The 20,028-nt window shown below is 45.1% G+C and carries 19 protein-coding genes; 11 read left to right on the top strand and 8 right to left on the bottom strand.

The window, feature by feature from the left end; all coding sequences use genetic code 11:
• Positions 1 to 50: 50 nt before the first annotated feature.
• Together hisC and AC1DWN_RS01840 are read left to right on the top strand one after the other, a co-directional pair.
• Positions 51 to 1,112, top strand: a complete 1,062-nt coding sequence (hisC, locus tag AC1DWN_RS01835; protein WP_477557284.1) for a histidinol-phosphate transaminase — start codon at positions 51 to 53, stop codon at positions 1,110 to 1,112.
• A complete protein-coding gene (locus AC1DWN_RS01840; protein WP_477557245.1) occupies positions 1,112 to 1,552 on the top strand; it encodes a hypothetical protein in 441 nt (146 codons plus the stop codon). Before hisC ends, AC1DWN_RS01840 begins: the two co-directional genes overlap by 1 nt.
• A gap of 85 nt (positions 1,553 to 1,637) precedes the next feature.
• Here the strand turns inward: AC1DWN_RS01840 and AC1DWN_RS01845 are convergent, their stop codons facing one another.
• Positions 1,638 to 4,697, bottom strand: a complete 3,060-nt coding sequence (locus tag AC1DWN_RS01845; RefSeq protein ID WP_477557246.1) for an FAD-dependent oxidoreductase — start codon at positions 4,695 to 4,697, stop codon at positions 1,638 to 1,640.
• Between the two features lie 254 nt (positions 4,698 to 4,951).
• Here AC1DWN_RS01845 and AC1DWN_RS01850 point away from each other — a divergent pair, with 254 nt between their 5' ends.
• Genes AC1DWN_RS01850 through AC1DWN_RS01860 form a run of 3 tightly spaced genes read left to right on the top strand, consistent with a single transcriptional unit; the run spans position 4,952 to position 6,258 of the window.
• Positions 4,952 to 5,578 carry a TetR/AcrR family transcriptional regulator gene (locus tag AC1DWN_RS01850; protein WP_477557247.1) on the top strand — a complete coding sequence of 209 codons (627 nt, stop codon included), beginning with the start codon at positions 4,952 to 4,954 and terminating at the stop codon, positions 5,576 to 5,578.
• Positions 5,579 to 5,581: 3 nt separating this feature from the next.
• Positions 5,582 to 5,938, top strand: coding sequence for a DMT family transporter (locus AC1DWN_RS01855; protein ID WP_477557248.1), 357 nt, complete (start codon positions 5,582 to 5,584; stop codon positions 5,936 to 5,938).
• A 2-nt stretch (positions 5,939 to 5,940) separates the two neighbouring features.
• Positions 5,941 to 6,258 carry a DMT family transporter gene (locus AC1DWN_RS01860; RefSeq protein ID WP_477557249.1) on the top strand — a complete coding sequence of 106 codons (318 nt, stop codon included), beginning with the start codon at positions 5,941 to 5,943 and terminating at the stop codon, positions 6,256 to 6,258.
• Positions 6,259 to 6,344: 86 nt separating this feature from the next.
• Here AC1DWN_RS01860 and AC1DWN_RS01865 read toward each other — a convergent pair whose 3' ends face one another.
• Positions 6,345 to 6,554 (bottom strand): hypothetical protein, encoded by a 210-nt coding sequence (locus AC1DWN_RS01865; protein ID WP_477557250.1) that lies wholly within the window; start codon positions 6,552 to 6,554, stop codon positions 6,345 to 6,347.
• A 301-nt stretch (positions 6,555 to 6,855) separates the two neighbouring features.
• On the opposite strand from AC1DWN_RS01865, the gene AC1DWN_RS01870 reads away from it, so the two are divergent.
• The 3 genes from AC1DWN_RS01870 (at position 6,856) to AC1DWN_RS01880 (ending at position 10,194) form a co-directional block, all read left to right on the top strand.
• Positions 6,856 to 7,275 (top strand): RrF2 family transcriptional regulator, encoded by a 420-nt coding sequence (locus tag AC1DWN_RS01870; RefSeq protein WP_477557251.1) that lies wholly within the window; start codon positions 6,856 to 6,858, stop codon positions 7,273 to 7,275.
• Between the two features lie 73 nt (positions 7,276 to 7,348).
• The gene (gene trxA, locus AC1DWN_RS01875; RefSeq protein ID WP_477557252.1) at positions 7,349 to 7,660 is read left to right on the top strand and encodes a thioredoxin; all 312 of its coding nucleotides are present in this window, start codon (positions 7,349 to 7,351) and stop codon (positions 7,658 to 7,660) included.
• Between the two features lie 167 nt (positions 7,661 to 7,827).
• Positions 7,828 to 10,194, top strand: coding sequence for an S-layer homology domain-containing protein (locus AC1DWN_RS01880; RefSeq protein ID WP_477557253.1), 2,367 nt, complete (start codon positions 7,828 to 7,830; stop codon positions 10,192 to 10,194).
• A gap of 882 nt (positions 10,195 to 11,076) precedes the next feature.
• Here AC1DWN_RS01880 and AC1DWN_RS01885 read toward each other — a convergent pair.
• The gene (locus AC1DWN_RS01885; protein WP_477557254.1) at positions 11,077 to 11,220 is read right to left on the bottom strand and encodes a hypothetical protein; all 144 of its coding nucleotides are present in this window, start codon (positions 11,218 to 11,220) and stop codon (positions 11,077 to 11,079) included.
• Positions 11,221 to 11,592: 372 nt separating this feature from the next.
• Here AC1DWN_RS01885 and ychF point away from each other — a divergent pair, with 372 nt between their 5' ends.
• The 3 genes from ychF to prmC all read left to right on the top strand — a co-directional run bounded on the left by ychF (position 11,593) and on the right by prmC (position 15,259).
• On the top strand, positions 11,593 to 12,693 hold the full coding sequence (gene ychF / locus AC1DWN_RS01890; RefSeq protein ID WP_477557255.1) for a redox-regulated ATPase YchF: 1,101 nt from the start codon (positions 11,593 to 11,595) through the stop codon (positions 12,691 to 12,693).
• A 261-nt stretch (positions 12,694 to 12,954) separates the two neighbouring features.
• The gene (gene prfA, locus AC1DWN_RS01895) at positions 12,955 to 14,025 is read left to right on the top strand and encodes a peptide chain release factor 1 (protein ID WP_477557256.1); all 1,071 of its coding nucleotides are present in this window, start codon (positions 12,955 to 12,957) and stop codon (positions 14,023 to 14,025) included.
• A 346-nt stretch (positions 14,026 to 14,371) separates the two neighbouring features.
• Complete coding sequence (gene prmC / locus AC1DWN_RS01900) at positions 14,372 to 15,259, top strand: peptide chain release factor N(5)-glutamine methyltransferase (protein ID WP_477557257.1); 888 nt, start codon at positions 14,372 to 14,374, stop codon at positions 15,257 to 15,259.
• 224 nt (positions 15,260 to 15,483) lie between these two features.
• Here the strand turns inward: prmC and AC1DWN_RS01905 are convergent, their stop codons facing one another.
• From AC1DWN_RS01905 to AC1DWN_RS01925, 5 genes are all read right to left on the bottom strand, one after another.
• Positions 15,484 to 16,266, bottom strand: a complete 783-nt coding sequence (locus AC1DWN_RS01905; RefSeq protein ID WP_477557258.1) for an IclR family transcriptional regulator — start codon at positions 16,264 to 16,266, stop codon at positions 15,484 to 15,486.
• Positions 16,267 to 16,281: 15 nt separating this feature from the next.
• Positions 16,282 to 17,040 carry an SDR family NAD(P)-dependent oxidoreductase gene (locus AC1DWN_RS01910; RefSeq protein WP_477557259.1) on the bottom strand — a complete coding sequence of 253 codons (759 nt, stop codon included), beginning with the start codon at positions 17,038 to 17,040 and terminating at the stop codon, positions 16,282 to 16,284.
• A gap of 69 nt (positions 17,041 to 17,109) precedes the next feature.
• A complete protein-coding gene (locus AC1DWN_RS01915; protein ID WP_477557285.1) occupies positions 17,110 to 18,426 on the bottom strand; it encodes a M20/M25/M40 family metallo-hydrolase in 1,317 nt (438 codons plus the stop codon).
• Positions 18,427 to 18,459: 33 nt separating this feature from the next.
• Positions 18,460 to 18,846 carry a RidA family protein gene (locus AC1DWN_RS01920; protein ID WP_477557260.1) on the bottom strand — a complete coding sequence of 129 codons (387 nt, stop codon included), beginning with the start codon at positions 18,844 to 18,846 and terminating at the stop codon, positions 18,460 to 18,462.
• A 32-nt stretch (positions 18,847 to 18,878) separates the two neighbouring features.
• Positions 18,879 to 19,985, bottom strand: coding sequence for an alanine racemase (locus AC1DWN_RS01925; RefSeq protein ID WP_477557261.1), 1,107 nt, complete (start codon positions 19,983 to 19,985; stop codon positions 18,879 to 18,881).
• Between the last annotated feature and the right edge of the window lie 43 nt (positions 19,986 to 20,028).

Raw genomic sequence — 20,028 nt, forward strand, 5'->3', positions numbered from 1 at the left:
CTAAAATAGAAACAACTATTGTTACGCTGATGATGAGAGGAAGATTGATGTTGAGTAAATTTTGGAATCCGCTAACCGCTTCTCTAGTACCTTATGTGCCGGGAGAGCAGCCGAAGGATAAAACGTATATTAAGCTGAACACGAATGAAAATCCTTACCCGCCTTCTCCTAAAGCGATTGAAGCCATTACAGCAGCCGCAAATGCAGATTTACGTTTATACCCAGATCCGACCTGCGATGGGCTAGTACAAGCAGCTGCCAACTATTACGGCCTGTCTRCCGAGCAAGTCTTTGTGGGCAACGGCTCAGATGAGATTTTGGCATTTGCCTTTGCCGCGTTTTTTGATCCAGCTAAGTCTGTGTTATTTCCGGATATCACGTACAGTTTCTATAAGGTGTACGCTAAGCTCTACGGTTTGAATACGGAATTGATTACGCTGGACGAGCAGTTTAATGTGCAGGTTGAACATTTTAATCAGCCAAATAGCGGCATCATCATACCTAATCCAAATGCGCCTACAGCGCAGGTCATTTCACTGAAGGACATTCGTACTTTGCTCGACATGAATCCGAATCAAGCTGTCATTATCGATGAGGCCTATATTGATTTCGGCGGCGAGTCTGCAATAGAGCTGATCGAACATTACCCTAATTTACTCGTTGTGCAGACACTGTCCAAGTCTCGTTCGCTCGCAGGGCTGCGTGTCGGCCTGGCGTTCGGCAGTGTGGAACTGATTGAGGGCTTGAATCGGATCAAAAACTCATTTAACTCCTATACGCTAGACCGTCTAGCTCTTGCTGGAGCAGTTGCTGCACTAGAGGATGAGGCGCATTTCCAAGAAACAACGGCGATGGTTATTCGTACACGTGAGCTTGTTACGGAGCAATTACTAGCATTAGGTTTCCTTGTAACCGATTCGAAAGCGAACTTCGTGTTCATTTCGCATCCTGAGATTGCGGCTAAACAAATTTTTCAACAGCTTCGTGAAAAAGGTGTGCTTGTCCGATATTTCGATCAGCCGCGTATTAATGAATACTTGCGTGTCAGTATAGGAACGGATGAAGAGATGGCATCGTTTATCACCGCTATAGAAGAAATTGTAGGTCAGTAATGAAAGAAGAAAATAATGAACAAATCATTATTGGGCGTTCGATGCGATTAGTCGTTCTATTGAGTATCATCTATGCTTTAGCAGGCAATGCGTTTTTCTATATCTCTTACTATAACGGTGGTATAGTTGAATATAGCTATTTGATAGCTGTATTTCTGATGGCGGCATACGCTGCACCGATCATACGTTTTTTTCGGAATCGTCATTGGTATTTCCCAATATTCATCTTTTTGTTTTGGATCCCGTTTAGTGTGCTTTTCGCTTTTGTGTTAAGCAAGCTTCTTAAGCTAACTCTTTATGATTATGATTTCGGATTACTACTCGTATATTTCCTTGTATTAAATGTCATGATTACGGTGCTCGGAATAACACTAGGAATTGTAGTGAATGGGATAACGGTAATTTGGGTTAAGTATAAGGGTAAGCAAGCGAAGGTATAATATCATTAAAAAAACAGCCATACATGCATCTCCATTTGGAGAGTATGTATGGCTGTTTTTACATAAATATAAGATGGATATGTATCTACTTGTAAACACGACCGACGTAGTATTCGACAACATCGCGAATGATCATAAAAGCATCGCCATTCGTTAACTTGGATTGGTCAGTTATACCGTCTATTGTTTCTTGTTTAATCCAATTACGGTTTAACATTTCCTCAAGCGTGAGCTCGTTCGCCTTCTTAACATCAATCGTATAAGCGATTGTTTTTATGGCCTGCTCTAACGTTAGGGGCGTTTTTGTAGGATTGCTTACGCCTTTAATAGCCTCATTAGGATCTCCAAAGAAAAAGTCGGGATGCGTTTTTTGTACTTTGTTCATACTGTAAACGAATCGTTGGAAGTTAGATGTACCGTCGAGATCAAAGTCTTTGTTATGTTCTCCTCCCGATGTTAACATCATGCTTGCAGCCGCTACTAGTCCTTCGTAGTCTTTATGTTTGACATAATAAGGAGCTTCGAAGGTATTCATCGTTAGATCCACGCCTTGCTCCGTCAAGCGGGTGCGAAGACTGGCAATTAGTTCTTCCGATTTGGATAGATCACGCAGTGTAATGTTGTTTTCCATCGTCATCTTGACGGCGATTCCAGCTGCTTCGGCGGTAGCCATGCCTAGCGGGATAACCCGCGCGCTGCCATGCGGCACGGAATCGAAGCTAGCAGCTCTGCCAACAACAAGCAAGCCATCCACCTTCAGCGGTACTAGAGTACGGAAGGGTACACCATATTGAATTGGTGCCATCATAATTTTTCCGTTATCTGTATGTTTGGTGCTTTGAATATCTACGTTATACGAACCGTAGGCAATCGCATCCCAGTGGTCTCGGTTGTTCAGTAAATCGGCTAACGTTAGTCGATATTCACCTTGGAAATGCCGAGATTCTCTTACATAGAGCTCATCTGCAGTGCCGGCAAACTTCAGATCTTTAAGCTCTTTAAAGTTCTTCTTTAAATATTCAACGATCCGCGGTGCTTCTGCCCGGCCGATTTCCAAAGCTTCTTCCACTGATTTAGGGTCAAGAGGGTCGACCTTAAAAATATGCATGGCATTAATAAGTATCGTTTCATCGTTTTGTCTGCCGATATTTAATCCGCGAATTTTCACTCGTTCTGGATTGCTGGACACATAATCTTTAGCGTCACCGAAGCCCCACGCGCTCGTAGCATCGATGCCAGAACCTTTATGCCCAGCGAAGGAATTCCAAATTTTCTGTGTAACTCCGCCCATTTTGAACACGAGTGTGACCGCCATTTGAGCTTCTGGATCATTGATGTCCTCTAGTCCTATAGTAAATGGAGCTCCTGCGGCTGCAGCGATGTCGCCGTCTTGCGTGGCATCAATGACCGCATGCGAGAGAACATTGATTTCACTACCGTCTTCCTTTACTATCCGCAGGCCGGTAACGGCGGTGTTTCCGCTAGTGCCTGCTTCTGTAATAGGCTCCATCTTCTGAACTTTCATAAGTAAGTCGATATTGGGTTCATTCTTCACCATCTTGTAGAAGGCATTAGCTGCCGTGTTCGTATCGAAGGATGTGCCTTCAACTTGATCATACCATTCTCTAAACAATCCTTCATTTAGAAACAAATGATTGCCAGAAGCATTTGTCTTCTTTGGTGAGTAGTTTAGATCCAGTGAATTCAGTTCTCCGATTGTCATAAGCCCGCCAAGAATTTCGCGGTTTCTGCCGTCTACAAGCAATACTTGCAGTCCGTTTCGCGCTGCAGATACAGCAGCGGCAATGCCCTCTGGGTCTGTACCGGCTACAATAACATCATAGTTGGTGTTAGTGGTTTCTATAGATTCGACAACCGCTAGCGGCTGTCGCTCATTCTTATTTACGGTCTCGTTCGATTTCACCCAAAGGCCGATAGCGGCTGAGGCTGTTATTAACAAGACTGCCGAGCTTACTACCACAACACTACGTTTATTGATGTTTGCATTGTTATCGTGCTTCGGTAAGCTGCCAAATAGCAGCCAAGAGAACGGAATGAACCGTGCTGCAATGCTGACGACAAGCCAAGATCCTCCGAGCATAAAGATCCAGCTGCCTAGAAAACGGAAATGCGCCATCCAGGATATGCCGTACCCTGGTATATATTTATCGTAAAAATTTAAAAAGATTAAATGAACTAAATAAATGCCAAACGAAAATTGACCTAGACGATATAAAGGCTTTGAAATAAATGCAGGCAAATATCTATAAATGATAAATGCAGCTTGGATAAGAACAAGTGCTGACAAAACGGCATGAAAAGCCCATAAAAACTCATATAAAAGCGGATCATATTTTGTACCATGAGAGCGGGCATTGAAGTAAATCGTAACATGAGAAATACCGACTATAAGCCAGGAGATCCATAGTGCGATCCATGCCGCTACGCGATAGCCTGTTGCGTGCTGCTTGCTAATAATGATCCATTCTTTAATTTTGGGATAGTAGATACCGAGCGCTGCTCCCAAAAAGAAGAGCGAGAAATAAGAGAGCGACCAGCTTCCTTTATTCTTAACATGCCAATCGTACAAGTTCATGAACACGAAAGCCCATTGGATAATAAAACCGAACGGAATAAGGAAATGAACGAATATAGGCTTCTTCTTTGTTAACCACAAGATAAGCGGGAAGAGTAAGTAGAACTGTATACTAATAAATACGAAATATAAATGCGAGTAGGCCTTCCCAGCCATCAGCAAATTGAAAAAGCCGTTCCATGTTTCCGGAGATAATAATGGTTTTCCTATATTATATTGCGATAATGCATAGTAAATCACTGAGAAAACAATATATGGAATAATGATATAAAGTATTCTTTTCTTGTAGAAAGATAATAGAAGTTTCCCGTTAATAGGACGGTTGTAGTAGCTATAAAATAGAACAAAGCTGCTTAATAGAATGAAAGTAGGTGTGCCGAATTTCATGAAAATATTAATGAAATTATAGAAAAAATAATAGCCGGAATTTAACATGCTGATAGATGCTGCTGCACTAGCATGTACAGTCAAAACGCCAAGAATTGCCAAGGCACGAACAAGTTGAAGCTCTGGAATATGTTCGTTCTTTCTAATAGATGGAGTTGTCATAATCAACCTTTCTTACTCTTATTTTTTGTGGTTTATAACATGTAGATACTATCATTTAAAGGTGGGGTTTGCAACTTGAATCAGACATTTTGAGAGGGTATATATGGCAACAAATGATAGATAAAATGATAGGGAATATAATAGATTTTCAATTTATTATTTATTTGTAAATCCAATTATTCCTTGATTTTTGGTGTGGGTACGAATAAAATATACTAAGCCTAACGTTCGTTAGGTAATCGGGTGTGGAACGGATGGAGGCGCGGAAGATTAGCCAATTACTTTCAACAGCAGAGCGAATTAAGCTGGCAGCATTGACGATGTTTACGGAATCGGGCTATGAAGGAGCTTCGTTGTCTGAAATTGCGAAAGCGGTCGGTATTAAGACCCCTTCTATTTATGCGCATTATCAGTCGAAGGAGCAGCTTTTTCAGCAGCTTATTGGAGAAGTGATAACGCAAGAAAGGGAACAATACATAGAGCTTCTTCAAGCTATGAAGCAGATTCCCATAGAACAGCAGGTATACCGCATTTTTGATTTTTTTACTGATCTTACACATCTAACAACAGGGCAAGCATTTTTGAAGCGTACTATTCTTGTTCCGCCGCGTCATTTGCGGGATCAGCTGCGAAGTGATTTTTTGCGGCATGAGGATATATTAACAGAAGGACTTCGCTCGGTTATACGGCATGGGATTTCGATGGGTATCTTTAAAGCTGCTGAGGAAGAACACAAGATTGCTGTCTTCTATGTTTGCGTGGATGGTTTGCTGGTGGAAAACCAGTTATATGAAGAGCAGCTGTTTCATAAAAGGAAGCAATTAGTTTGGCAATCATTATGGCGGCTATGGACGATGACAATGACAACGAGAGAGGATTGATTAATGATGCAATGGGTTTATTTGCTGATGGCCGGCTTCCTGGAGGTTGGCTGGACGTTTGGCCTCAAATATTCTGAAGGTTTCACAAAGCTTGTACCAAGCTTGATTACGGTTGTTCTGCTGGTTATCAGCTTTACGCTGTTCGCTAAGGCGATGCGTACGATTGAAATCGGCGTTGCCTACGCAATGTTTACGGGCATAGGTACTGTGGGTACCGTCATTGCCGGTATACTCTTTCTGGATGAGCCGGTTGATTTTTGGCGATTATTTTTTATCGCCTTGTTAGTTGGAGGCATTGTCGGGCTTAAGCTGGTCTCCAAAGATAAGCCTGCTCAAGAGCCAGAAAAGGCGGGCGTATAATTATGGTATGGGTATTTCTAATTATTTCTGGCTTGGGTGAGGTTGGCGGTGTCACCTTCATGAAGCTGTCAGATGGATTCAAAAAGTGGAAGGGTACAGTTGGTGCAATCATATCAGGCTTTATAAGCTTTTACTTCTTATCTAAAGCGCTGCAATCCATTCCGATAAGCACCGCATACGGGATATGGACGGGAATTGGTTCTGTAGGCAGTGTGGTGCTGGGCATGTTTCTGTTCGGTGAGTCACGGGATTGGCGTAAAATGATCTTTCTAACTATGATCATTTCTGGAATTATTGGTCTTAAAGTCATTAGCTCATAAAATGCGAAAGCAGCGTTCACCATAGTTGGTGACGCTGCTTCGCCAAGCTCCTTAGATGGTCCATCAACTTCGATTTCCATAAATGATTAATTATCTTTGTCGAAAGCCTTTAGCAGCTCCTGCGCTCGCTCGAAGTCATTCTTTTTTACATGAATTCGTTTCAGGGAAGTGCCCTCATTTGTAATTTTGGTTTTTAAGCCATTTGTCTTCAAATAAGCTTCTAAGCGATCAATTACCTCCGAGCGTGAACCACCTTCCGTACGTAAAGCAGACCATTTACTCCCGAACAGTGCCAATGTGCATCACCTCCACAAAAGAATGCGAAGCAAATCGCAAATATTCAACAGCACTAAAAGCACTATTTATATATATTCAGCAACGGCATGTAAACATGTCATTCTCAACGAAAAATTCACAAAATAAGCTCCTTTTCACCTCACGAAGATTCGTGTTTTAAAAGGCTCCAAATTCTTGGGGTGCATAAGAGAGGAAGCCATGCTGCATGCTAAGCAAGTCATATTTATTGGCTACCTGGCTATTGACAAATAGAACTGTAATGTATAAAATTACAGTATAAAGCAGGGAGGCCCGCTCACATTGAATAGCGAATTTACGATAGCCGTACACAGTCTCGTTTACTTAGCTTATTTGCCGGAACGGATGGCTAGCAGTGAGATGATTGCCGAGAATGTCGGCACACATTCCGCGCGCGTTCGCAAAGTAATGAGTGGTTTACGCAGAAGTGGTTATGTCGACACGCGTGAAGGATCAGGCGGTGGTTACCGACTGACAATCGATCCTAGCAGCGTTACACTAGCCGACATTTATCGTGTTATGGCACAAGGATCGCTTATTCCGAGCTGGTGTTCTGGCAATCCTGAGATGGATTGCGTCGTGGGTTCGAATATGAATCAAGTCATGTTCGGAATATTTTGCACGGCAGAGAAGCAATTAGAGAACCACTTTAACGCGATTACGATTCAAGATGTGCTTAGACAGATTCATGCGTGCGGTTAGTAGGTAAGTAATAAGTAATTGATGAGACGGGTTTTCCCTTGATCATACACATTGTTTAGAGAGGATGATTGAAATGGCAGTAGCATTGACTAAAGATAATTTCACTCAAAGCATTCAAAGCGGCGTTTCCCTTGTAGATTTCTGGGCACCTTGGTGCGGACCTTGCAAAATGCAGCTTCCTATCATTGAGGAGCTATCAACTGAGCTTGAAGGTCAAGCGGTAATCGCGAAAATTAACGTTGACGAAGAGCCTGAACTTGCATCGCAATTCGGCGTTATGAGTATTCCAACACTCATTATGTTCAAAGACGGTCAACCAGTTGATAAAATGGTTGGCGTTCAAAGCAAAGATGCTCTAAAAGCAAAAATTGCTGGTCAAATGTAATCAAATCGTAATCAACAATTACGAATAAATGGTTTTATCAAATATCGCCCGGTATCAGTCATTGGCTGATTACCTTGCGATATTTTTTTTGTGTGAGAATGCGCAACTTCTTGATAACATGGCACGTCTAAATAGCGATAAACTGGAAAACCATGGGAGGCGAAGAAGTGAAGAAGAATAACCGGAAGAGGCTTGTAGTAATGTTGGCTGCAGCTATGATGATGAGTGTTTTGCCAACAGCGACATTTGCTGAGAGCGTTAACAAAACGGGGCTGGAGAAATCAGCAACATCAGTGGGAGGCTCTATGGAGGAACCAGCAGTTCCGAAGGCTGATTTGGCAGTGACTAAGGAGAAGGCAGAAGCACTTGCACGGCAATACGTAAGCATTCCAAAGGAGTATTTACTTCAAAGCTCGAATTTCTCTATGGACATGATGGGTAATGGGAAGCAAAATGTTTGGGGTCTCGATTTTGTTAAAAAAGTAAATGGTAAAGACCAAGGAAGTATTAATGTACGCATAAATGCAGATTCAGGGCAATTGTTAGCTTTCAATTCTTACGTTAACAATCCGACCGCTAAACCAACATATCCGCTTAAGGTTGAACGTGACAATGCACAGGAGATAGCCCTTAAATTTATTGGGAATGTAGCTTCCCCCTATTATAAACAAATTAAGTTTAACTCTGAGTACGGCGTGCAGCTACTTCCTCCGTTAACGGGTGAAGTACGACATGCATTGCGCTTTGACCGTATAGTAAACGGCATTTCGTATGTAGATAACTTTATCGAGCTTGAGGTTGACAGCGAGGGACATATATTACGATATTCCTTGCAATGGGACGATACCATTGTGTTCCCTGAGGTGAAAACACAGCTGACACTTGATCAAGCGACTGAGAAGCTGCGTGCTGCGGCTAGCCCAGTTCTTAACTATGTTATTCCTTACAACTCACAAGGTAAAATCAAGCCGCTGCTCAGCTATGAGCTGCAGCCCATATCCGTTGATGCGGTAACTGGTGAGAAGAAGGAAGAGCCGAATGATATGAATTATTGGAGCGGGACGATATCGGATACAGCTATAACCGCTAATCCGCTTGGAGAAGCACCTAAATCGGGAACAGTTAATGAAAAACAAGCGGTGGAAGCAGTGAAAGCAGCTTTCAAGCTCCCCGCCAATGCGGAGTTAAGCGGCACCAATTTTAGTGAGAATAGTAATGGACAAAGCGGCGAGATGGAATCCTTTTGGAATTTAAGTTGGACCTTGAAAAAGGATGGGAAAGAAACAGGCTCCGCATATGCTTCTGTGGATGGTAAAACAGGATCTATACGCAGCTTCAATAGTTACAATTACAATAGTGAGGCGCAAGCTGGAGGTACGAAGGTTACTCTGGATCAAGCCTCGGTAATTGCTATTGATACAATCAAGGCGCAACTGCCATGGTTAACTGATGAGCTGTACTTCGTTAAGCCTAATCCTAAACAATACGAAGATCGTTTAGGTAACACGGATTCGTATTATTTCAATTTTATTCATAAGATTCATGGCGCTGTTGTGGAATATGACAACATCAATGTAGCCGTTGATGCACGAACAGGAGATATTCGTAATTTTGATGCTTACATCTCCTCATTTGATTATGCGGACAAAGCGCCGAAAATGATCACGAAGTCTCAAGCTATTGCTAAATGGCTGAGTTACTATCGTACCCAGCTAACTTACCGCCTTGTACAGCAGTATACTTGGAACGGACAACCGATTCCGTTCGAGAAATATAATCTTATGAAGGCATCAGGAGAAATTAAAGGCGACGAGGTTGTAAGTAAAGCAGAGGCCGAGCTAGTGTATGTACTTGTACCGCGGATTATTGAAGAATCGGTATTTTTGGATGCAGAGACAGGCAACTGGCGGAACCGGGAAACTGGAGATTTGACTCAGCTTGAGAAGCCTAAGGCGCTAGATGTAGAAGGTCACTGGGCGCAGCGACAATTGGAGCTGATGGTTGCTTATAAGGCACTGGATGTCGTGGATGGCAAGGTTCGTCCTAATGAAGCGGTCACACGCGGTGAGTTAATTAAGATGCTGGTGCTAGCAAGAAATAGCGGTCGTTCGCTTGGTAATTTTGACACGGCAGCCTCTGCTAAGGAAATGGCATCGTTTAACGATGTAGGTATGGATTCGAGCTATTTCTTGTATGTAGAAAGTGCTTTGGAGCAAAATCTAATTGATCTTGGAGACGGCTCGTTTAATCCGGATGGCAAAGTGTCGCGAGACGAGATGGCTGAGCTAATCGTACGCGCGCTAGGATACAATGCGCTGGCTAATTACGATTACATTTTCGAAGCTTCCTTTAAAGATGCCGCTCAGATCGAAAATAAAGGACAATCGGCAATCGTGGTCGGCTTGAAAATTATGAGCTTAAGTGACGGCAAGTTTTTGCCGAAGAAACAAGTGACTCGCGCGGAAGCATCGGTAGCTTTCTTCCGTTACCTGCAATCGCGTGCTGAACTTCAAGAAGCTCCGATTAGAATGTAGCGCTTTAAGCGAAGGAATTGGAGTAGTATAGACTTATGTGAAGAGGTAGTAGCACTTTAGAGAAGAGGCGGTAGCGCTTAAGAGAAGAAGCTGTAGGCGACTCAGTCGCTTACAGCTTCTTTGATTTGTGATTGCTTGGCTTTAAAATAGCCGAAAGCTAGCAGAGATGAGTCGACATCAGGTGGAAATGAGTCTATATCGAGCGGAAATGAGCGAAAGTGAGTCGAGATGGGTTGAGATGTGTCGTTATGAACCATAACGATTCGTGACGATACATAAGGATGCGTAACGACCTGTAACCATCCGTAGCCACCCGTAGCGAACCGTAATTAGAGCTATAAGCACAAAAATTGATCTTACAGCCGTCAAATTAGCCTGAAAACGAGCTGTAAGCGTCAAAATGATGCTTACAGCGTCGGTATTTACGATTTGCCTAGCCGAAAGCGGTCTGTAAACACGAAAATCGATCTTACAGCTCTAAAAATAACTTAAAAATGAACTGTAAGCACCAAAATGATGCTTACAGTTTTCTTGCTCGTATTTTGACTGAATACTTCAGCGGAAAGGGGGAGTTCACGGGATCATAAACATGACCATAAACATGACCATTAACATGATCATAAACCTGGTTAACGCCTTAGAAGACTGTCCTTTTAAAAGTTGATACTGAATTACTGAGTTACTTTATTACGGTGTTACTGAGCGTTAAATATTGTAAGAGTACTTTCTTGGTCTTTGCTTCACTATCCCTTTAGTTCAGGAAACAAATTGAAAGTTATAAATGAAATATTTTCTCTAATATTGCTTTGTTCGGTATCCACATTATATCCACCGATAGTTAGCATTTTTTAGAGATAGGAGCAGATGGCACGGCGCACGGCACTAATCAGTTTTCTTCTTTTTTGACGAGTAATTGGTGACTGATTTGCTATCCTCAATGGTATCGTTGACGAAAGCCATGTCCTGATTTTTGGCCTTCATGTTTGTAGTTCCTTTGTAATTGCCTTTGTGATTTTGATTTTCCAAAAGAAAAACCTCCTAATATAGTGTGGTTTGTTCATGTGCAAAAAAAACTTAAAAGGACGCGACTGCTTTACGTTTCAAATCAGTATCATAAATCTAAACTTGTTCATGCTGTAGTATTTCCTTAGGCGCGTAAACCATTCTGATCTGCTGCCCAAAATGAAAGGAAGCTCTGTTTTGGAGTTTATTATTGTTGTGAATTAGAGGTGAATAATTGATACATGAAATAAAAAACGTTTCATTTAATAAGCACATAAAAGGCTAGAAGTTCGTTTAAAAGTGCATGCTGTTAGCCTTAGTGCTTTCAATGTGGGGGTTGCTAGGGTATAATAGCTGAAGTTGTTTACTTTCGGGAAAATAGGGGTGTCTAATAGCATGGCATTGAAAGCAGGGATTGTAGGTCTTCCTAATGTCGGTAAGTCGACATTATTTAACGCGATAACGCAAGCGGGCGCAGAGTCTGCTAACTATCCATTTTGTACAATTGATCCGAACGTAGGCGTTGTTGAAGTGCCTGACGTACGTCTAAATAGGCTGGTTGAGCTTGTTGTTCCAAAAAGTATCGTTCCAACGGCTTTTGAATTTGTTGATATTGCCGGTCTGGTTGCAGGTGCGAGCAAAGGTGAAGGGCTAGGCAACAAGTTTTTGGCGCATATCCGTGAGGTAGATGCCATTGTTCATGTTGTACGTTGCTTCCAAGATGAGAACATTACGCATGTTTCCGGTAAAGTGGATCCAATTAGCGATATCCAAACCATTAATTTGGAGCTAATCTTAGCTGATATTGATTCGGTTGACAAAAAAATCGATCGTTCACGCAAAAACCTAAAGGGCGGCGACAAAAAGGTTGCCCAAGAAATAGAAGTGCTTGAGCGTATTAAAGAAGCTTTGTACAATGATTTGCCTGCTCGCAGTTTAGAGCTAAGCGATGATGAGAAGCTGCTTGTTCGTGATCTGCATTTGCTTACGATGAAACCGGTTTTGTATGCGGCTAACGTGAGTGAAGATGAGGTTTCCAATTCTGATGATAATGAATACGTGCAAAGAGTGCGTGAATTTGCTGCTACTGAAGGTGCAGAAGTAGTGCCGATCAGCGCGAAAGTTGAAGCAGAAATTGCTGAGCTTGAGGGCGAAGACAAAGAAATGTTTATCGAAGAGCTAGGCATGTCGGAGTCAGGTTTGAATCGTTTGATTAGTGCTGCGTACAAGCTGCTTGGTCTATATACGTATTTTACTGCTGGTGTACAAGAAGTTCGGGCTTGGACAATTCGCAGCGGAACGAAAGCTCCACAAGCTGCTGGTGTTATCCATACTGATTTTGAGCGCGGATTTATTCGTGCAGAGGTTGTGTCCTTTGAAGACCTATCAGCAGCAGGCAATATGGGAGCGGCTCGTGAAAAGGGGCAAGTTCGTCTTGAAGGCAAAGATTATGTCGTTCGTGATGGCGACGTTATCCATTTCCGTTTTAACGTTTAAATGACCGAATAAGTCATGCAATAGCCCTGGAAGTGCATATTTATGCGCTTACGGGGCTTTGTTGCTGAATAGAAGCTTGTAGCAAACGGAAGATTATTAGCATATGAAGAGTAGAGCGTGCAACTAACTTTTTTTGTGAGAAAAAGAGTTGGAGCGGGATCTGAAAGTATCCAGCTGTAAATCGAAACCAGTTGTCGATACAACGGCGCAATTATGCTATAATGAACAATATCCTAATGGAATAAACAGAGGTGAATGATCGTGTTTGACCGTTTACAAGCGCTCGCAGACCGGTATGAGAAGCTGAGTGAGCTTTTGTGTGATCCAGATGTATCTAGTGATCCCAAGCGACTTAGAGAGCTCTCCAAGGAACAGTCGGATTTACAAGAGGCGTATAATGCCTTTACGGAATATAAACAAGTAACAGAGCAGCTTGATGAGGCTAAGCTGATGCAAGCGGAAAAGCTTGATGATGAAATGCGTGAAATGGTGAAAATGGAAATTGACGAATTGAGTCAGCGTCAGGCTGAGCTCGATGAGCAAATTCGCATTGTTTTGCTGCCGAAGGACCCGAATGATGATAAGAACGTTATCGTTGAAATTCGCGGTGCTGCGGGTGGTGATGAAGCTGCTTTGTTCGCGTATGAGCTATATCGTATGTATACGAAATTTGCGGATACGCAAGGCTGGCGTGTTTCATTGATGGACTTTAGTGAGAATGACGTTGGCGGCTTCAAAGAGGTTATCTTCATGGTTCAGGGCAAAGGCGCCTACAGCAAGCTGAAGTTCGAGAGCGGTGCACATCGCGTGCAGCGTATTCCAGTAACGGAGTCGGGCGGACGTATTCATACATCGACCTCAACGGTTGCGGTTATGCCGGAAGTTGAAGATGTTGAGATTGAAATTTTCGATAAAGATATTCGTGTGGATACGTTCTGTTCCAGTGGAGCGGGCGGTCAATCCGTTAATACGACGAAGTCGGCCGTTCGGGTATTGCACGTGCCAACGGGTATCATGGCGACTTGTCAGGATGGTAAGTCACAAAATGAGAATAAAGCGAAGGCTCTCGCAGTGCTTCGTGCCCGAATATCGGATGTTCGCCGTCAAGAGGAAGAAGCGAAGTATGCTGGCGAACGGAAGAGCAAGGTAGGTACGGGAGATCGCAGTGAACGTATTCGTACGTACAATTTCCCGCAAAGCCGTGTTACGGATCATCGGATCGGATTGACGCTTCATAAGCTTGAATCGGTAATGAACGGTGATATTTCGGAAATTATTTCGTCGCTCACGATTGCTGAGCAAGCCGATATTATGGAACGTGATATGACTTAACATGAAATGCGCTGGGCTGCTGTTTGCTATATGCAAGCAGTGATCCGGCGCTTTGTTTTGATCAGGTACATATAGGTACTAGAACTGGTATTAGTTGCCCTAAATCGTGGGCGATTCATTGAAGCGGGATTAGGGGATGCAGTTAGCTGGAAAATTGATTATAAGAAAATAATTAAGTTGAAGCCTCGGGTGACAGGCAGTGCTGAGGGCTGGATATAGTAGTTAAAATTCAAGGCTTATATAGTGGTGAGTGTATGATAATTGGACGGAATGGGGTGCTGATCGAATGAGTGAGTCAAAGGATGGGCAATGGTTTGCGTGGCCGTTAACGATCAGGGAGGCTTGCATGCGTGCGACTTTGTTGTTGAAGGCCGAGGCGGTGGAAGAGCCGCGTAACAATGCGGAGCTGCTGCTTATGCACGTGCTTGGTATTAATAGGGCTATGCTTCTTCGTGATGGTAGTGAGCCATTTCCGGCCGGAAAAATAGAAGAATGGGAACGGCTTGTGCGTCGCAAGGCGATGGGAGAGCCGGTTCAGTATATGATCGGGGAGCAGTGGTTCTACGATCGCCCGTTTGCAGTGTCACCAGCGGTGCTTATTCCGCGCCCCGAAACGGAGCTGCTCGTTGAAGCGGTGATTGAGGAGGCAGATCGACTTTGGCCATCTGCTAGTGGGGAAGTGCCGACAGTTGTAGACGTCGGCACAGGCAGCGGCGCCATCGCCGTGACGCTAGCTTCGCAGCGTCACGCTTGGCGCGTGTGCGCGTCCGATCTATCGCCGGAGGCGCTGGCAGTCGCCCGCACGAATGCGGCCCGCCATGAAGCGGCGGACCGGATCATATTCGTGCAGGGCGACCTACTCGTGCCGTTCCTGCCTCGGCACGACCAAGGCACTGCCTCGCACGTCGGCATTCGCATCGACGTGCTCGTATCCAATCCGCCGTATATACCGGCGGCGGATATGCTAGACCTGCAGCGCGAAGTGCGCGACTTTGAGCCGCACCTCGCGCTGGATGGTGGGGCGGACGGGCTTGTGCCGTATCGCCGTATGCTTGAGCAGCTTACGCTGCTCACACAAATGCCGCGCATTGTAGCTTTTGAGCTTGGCATTGGCCAGCCGCGTATTGTTGCCGAGCTAATGCGAAGTATGAATGCGTGGGATGACATCCGCATCATTAGCGATTATGCTGGCATTGAGCGTCACGTTATCGCAACGCAGTCGCAGCCTCATTAGAGGCTGCGTTTTTCAAAATATAGGAAAGGATAAGTTTCACTATTATACTCATGCCTATATTTTTTCGAGAAACCGATCGTCCTTAGATAAGGACGACGAAGTCGTTTCTTCTTAAAATATAGGAAAGTATAAGTTTCACTTTAATACTCATGCCTATATTTCACCGCGAAACGAGCTATTACCGCCAGAGGACGGCGACAGCCGTTTACGCTTGTTCACTCCACTCACTTCACAGAGAGATATCCCAGCTTCTGCGAAATGACGCGGCCGGCTTCCACCACGGATGCCGCGATTTCGGGGAGCTGTTCATTCGGAAATCGGTGAACGGCTCCAGATATGCTGATTGCACCTGCGACGTAACCAAACATTTCGAAAATAGGAGCGCTGATACACCGTGCTCCTTGCGTTATTTCCTCCATATCAACCGCAAAGCCTTGTTCACTTATTTGTGCCAGTTCTTTAAAGAATGAGCTTTCTTCGGTAATGGTGTTAGGTGTCAGCCGAGGGAGGCCTTTTGCTGTAATCATATCCCTTACTTGATCTTCCCGGAGAAACGCGGCAATTACTTTGCCTGTTGCGGTAGCATGGAAAGGGGACTTAGAGCCGACCTTGTCCGACATCCGAAGAGCATAGGTTCCTTCAATGATCTCTACATACAAAATTTCTTGCTCCATAAGTACGCAAAGGTTGACCGTGTCGCCATATTTTTCGACCAGATTGTTCATTTCCGTTATAGCGGCATTGCGTAAAGAGCTTCGCTCCAGCAGGTTTTTCGTTATGATCAGCTGCTTGTACCCCAAGCAGTATTTGCCGTCTTCTTCGCTGCGGGCAATGAATCCGCGTTTTTCTAATGTCAGGATGATTCGGTATAACGACGATTTCGGTTGGTTAACCAGTTCTGCCAGTTCTATCAAGCTCAATGAATCGTGAACGGATAAAACCTCGAATACATCCAATGCTTTCTCGATTGAGTGGATCGAATAACGATCCTGCTTGTCTTTCTCCAATGCTACACTTCCCAACTAAGAGAGTTTAATGAGTTGGCCTCCGTCAATGACCATGCAGTGTCCAGTCATGTACCGCGATTCGTCGCTAGCCATGAACAAAGCAGCCGAAGCGATATCTTCAGGTTGCCCAACACGCTTCATAGGAATTGATTTCAGGTATTCTGCAATGGCAGGAGGATTGTCGATGAGCGGCTTCGTCAACTGCGTTTCGATAAACCCAGGGCAAAGTGAGTTTACGCGAATGCCGTACGGCGCCAAATCCACAGCCATCGACATTGCCAGTAAATTAATGCCTCCTTTGGACGCATTGTAATGGGCTTGGTCCGCTTCGGCCGACAGCCCGTTCACACTCGACATCTGGATAATCGAGCCGCCGTTTTCTTGCTTGACCATCTCTTTGGCAACGCGTTGGGAGACGAGGAAGGTTCCCTTCAGGTTAATGTCCATATGCCAGTCCCAATCCTCTTCTGTGATTTCCAGGAAAGGCGCGGTGCGATTGACCCCCGCATTGTTTACGAGAGCATCGATCTGTCCCCACTCCTGCAATGTATCATCGATCATTCGATCCACATCTGATCGGTATCGTACATCCGCTTCGATGGCAATCGCTTGGCCTCCAAGGTTAGTTATATAAGCGGCAGTATCTTCTAGCGCTTTTTTGTCGAGACCGGTAACGGCGACTTTCGCGCCTTCAGCTGCAAACCGGATGGCAATTGCCCGGCCAATTCCTTGAGACCCACCAGTCACGAGCACGACTTTTTCTAACAGTCTCAACCTATTAACCTCCTTATTTCGTTTATTGGTTTGTGTGTGTTCGTTTATTGGTTCGTGTGAATGACCGACTCACACGTCTTCTTCTAAGATCCCACACCAATCAACTATTATTTCAGCATACCATCGAATCAACGTACTATAAGAAGTGATATCGAGATATTCATCTGCCGCATGCGCGTTGCCCCCGCTCGGACCAAGCACTAGCGCCGGCGTATGGCTGAACAAGTTAAACATAAAACCATCGCAGGCAAAAGGTGCCCCTGTTGGAGGCTCGGGGTTGTGACCGAGTACCTTTGCACCGCAATCGGCAGTCAGCTTCAGAAACCGAGCGGTCTTATCGTCGGCCTTCATTTCGCTGGCGGACAAATAGCGGATTAAGGGTCGAATCTGCGGTTTGCACTTTTGCAGCAGCGGATATTTAGAAAGCTGAGTTTCGTAAAAGGTCCATAGATCCGCGATAACCTCATCGCCGGTCATTCCCGGATAGCCTTCAATCCAGAAATTCACTTCTCCGGTTGCAGGGAGCTTCTCTTGCAGCTCGCGATTCACGTCTCCGGAACTAATCGTTAGAAGGGTCACTTCCGCTTTCCGAGCTCCATTCCACCACGCCGGTACTTCTAAACTTTCCTTACGGTAGGCATCATAAGCACGAAGAAGATTTGCGAAATCGATCGTTGCTTCGAGTGCACTCACCAGTTCTTCACCTGCGAAGCCGATTCCGCTGCGACCGGTGAAAGTGGCTTTCCAGATACCGCCTCCGAGGTGAGCCGGATAAAGCTTCATGTTCGAAGGCTCCGGAATGATCGCCATATCCGGATTTGGTCCGCGAAGCCGCCCTGCCAGAGTGCCGTTGGCGCCTCCGTGCTCCTCGTCCACAACGCTTTCGACAAATACATTTCCTGCAATCGGGATATTAAGCGCTTGCAAACATTTGACCGCCATCAATGCGGCAGCCATGCCGCCTTTCATATCGTACGCTCCTCGACCGTACAACTTGCCAGAATCTATTGTCCCGGAGAAGGGGGGATGGGTCCATGCTTCAGTTCCTTCATAGACGGTATCGGCATGCCCGGAGAACATCAAGGATCGTCCTTGACCGCCGCCGAAATACCGTCCGACAACATTCGGTCGATTGTTATAGTTGCGTGAATCCATATAGGCGGGATGCTCCCGCAAGCCAGGAACCTCAGAAAGTTCATACAGATCGACTTCGGCTTCTTGTGATCGCATCCATTCCGCGATGAAATGCTGATATTCCGCTTCATTGCCGGTTGGAGGATGATTGACACTTTCAATTTGCACCAGCTTGGAAGCAAACGCTAGTGACTCCGATTCATTTTCCATCATCCACCGATTAATCGATAGTGATATTTCCTCTCGACTCATTCGCAATGTCTGATCTCTCCCTCGTCAGCCTACTTATTCCCGCTTGGCGGGAGCATATGCAACAACGTCGATTTCTACCAAATAAGCGCCCAAATCAACTGGTGCTGTCGTTCTGGCTGGATAAGGCGAGTTGAACACTTCGGCGTATGTTTTGTTGTAACCAGGGAAGTCTTCGGTTCGACTGACATAAGCATTTGATTTTATGACATGGTCAAGCGTAAGCCCTGTCTTCTCGAGTATGATTTCAATATTATGCAGGCACTGCCGGGTTTGCGCTTCAATCGTATCCCCGACGACCTCTCTCGTTACAGGGTCAACGCCCACTTGACCTGACACATACACAAAATCGCCGGAACGGATGGCATGAGAGAAGGGTAGCGGAAATTGTGGTGCATTCTCAACATGGATAGCTTTTGACATAAAATAATCATCCTTTCGATCTCATTGAATAGTTAACGAATCTTGCCGCGCGCATCGACGCTAATCTTACGATCTATCTGCTCTCCACGAACTCCTTGCAACTCATCGTGGAGGTTCGTCGTTGTGCAGCAATGATTGGGAAGGAACAACAGCTGGTCGCCGATTTCAAATTGGACACCTTCTGGCACATGTACAATTCCGTGTTCCTCGCTCAACCGCTCCACATACACGCCGGGGTAATCGCGCGAAATACCGTGTCCGGGCATATGTGTACTGACGTCACTGCTGAATGTTTTTGAGCCGGCATCGATGATCACGGTTCCCTTTCGCGGAGTACTGACGACTGTGGCTAACACGTGCATGGCACATTCTTCTGGAGTGATTACACCAATCGCCAGCTGAGAAATGTCACCGAATACATACGCTCCCGGACGAATTTCGGTTACGCCGTCAATTTCGCCAATAAACTTGGAAGTAGGCGTGGAGCCGACGCTGATTTCTTCGATAGAAATTCCTAATTGCTCGAGAAGATGTTTGGTGCGGACAAGGCCTTCCGCTTCAATCTTGGCTGCATCTCGTACTTGGTCCTGCGACTTTTTCCCATAGGCAAATCCACCGTGCGTCATCAACCCGACTACATGCACATAAGGGAGTGCTGCGATTTCTTGAACGAGCTGGACTGTTTCTTCGCCTGGCTCTTTCCCACAGCGGTTCAGTCCGGTATTAACGTCGATATACAGCTTAATGTTCTTGCCAATCGAGTGTCCTAAGAGTGAGAGTCCTTGTGCTACCTGTACGTTATCGGTGCTGACGATGACGTTGGCACGCTCCATAAGCCGGGCCAATCTCTTTAGCTTCGCCTCGCCTACAATCGGAAAAGCGATGAGGAAGTCGGTGATACCTGCTTCCGCTAACACCTCAGCCTCCCCAAGCTTGGCAACCGTGATCCCGCATGCGCCATAACGGATCTGCTCTTTGGCAATCCAAATGCTTTTATGCGTTTTGAAATGCGGTCGCAGCTTTACGCCGGCCTGGCGTGCCAATTCCGCGGTATGCCTTAGGTTTCTATCCAAAGTATCAAGGTCTACCAGTACTGTGGGGGTTTCTAGGGACGTCCACGGTTGTCGATTTTGTTGCACGTTTAGCAGCCTCCTCTCGCATAATCAGTTTTATCTAACAAAA

It is taken from the genome of Paenibacillus sp. P4_A7, assembly GCF_056402455.1.

Excerpts from the sequence above, each read along its gene's own strand:
- trxA (WP_477557252.1), top strand. The coding sequence starts at position 7,349 with ATGGCAGTAGCATTGACTAAAGATAATTTCACTCAAAGCATTCAAAGC.
- AC1DWN_RS01915 (WP_477557285.1), bottom strand. The coding sequence starts at position 18,426 with ATGAGTCGAGAGGAAATATCACTATCGATTAATCGGTGGATGATGGAA.
- prmC (WP_477557257.1), top strand. The coding sequence starts at position 14,372 with ATGCGTGCGACTTTGTTGTTGAAGGCCGAGGCGGTGGAAGAGCCGCGT.
- AC1DWN_RS01855 (WP_477557248.1), top strand. The coding sequence starts at position 5,582 with ATGATGCAATGGGTTTATTTGCTGATGGCCGGCTTCCTGGAGGTTGGC.
- AC1DWN_RS01920 (WP_477557260.1), bottom strand. The coding sequence starts at position 18,846 with ATGTCAAAAGCTATCCATGTTGAGAATGCACCACAATTTCCGCTACCC.
- AC1DWN_RS01850 (WP_477557247.1), top strand. The coding sequence starts at position 4,952 with ATGGAGGCGCGGAAGATTAGCCAATTACTTTCAACAGCAGAGCGAATT.
- ychF (WP_477557255.1), top strand. The coding sequence starts at position 11,593 with ATGGCATTGAAAGCAGGGATTGTAGGTCTTCCTAATGTCGGTAAGTCG.
- AC1DWN_RS01845 (WP_477557246.1), bottom strand. The coding sequence starts at position 4,697 with ATGACAACTCCATCTATTAGAAAGAACGAACATATTCCAGAGCTTCAA.
- AC1DWN_RS01840 (WP_477557245.1), top strand. The coding sequence starts at position 1,112 with ATGAAAGAAGAAAATAATGAACAAATCATTATTGGGCGTTCGATGCGA.
- AC1DWN_RS01860 (WP_477557249.1), top strand. The coding sequence starts at position 5,941 with ATGGTATGGGTATTTCTAATTATTTCTGGCTTGGGTGAGGTTGGCGGT.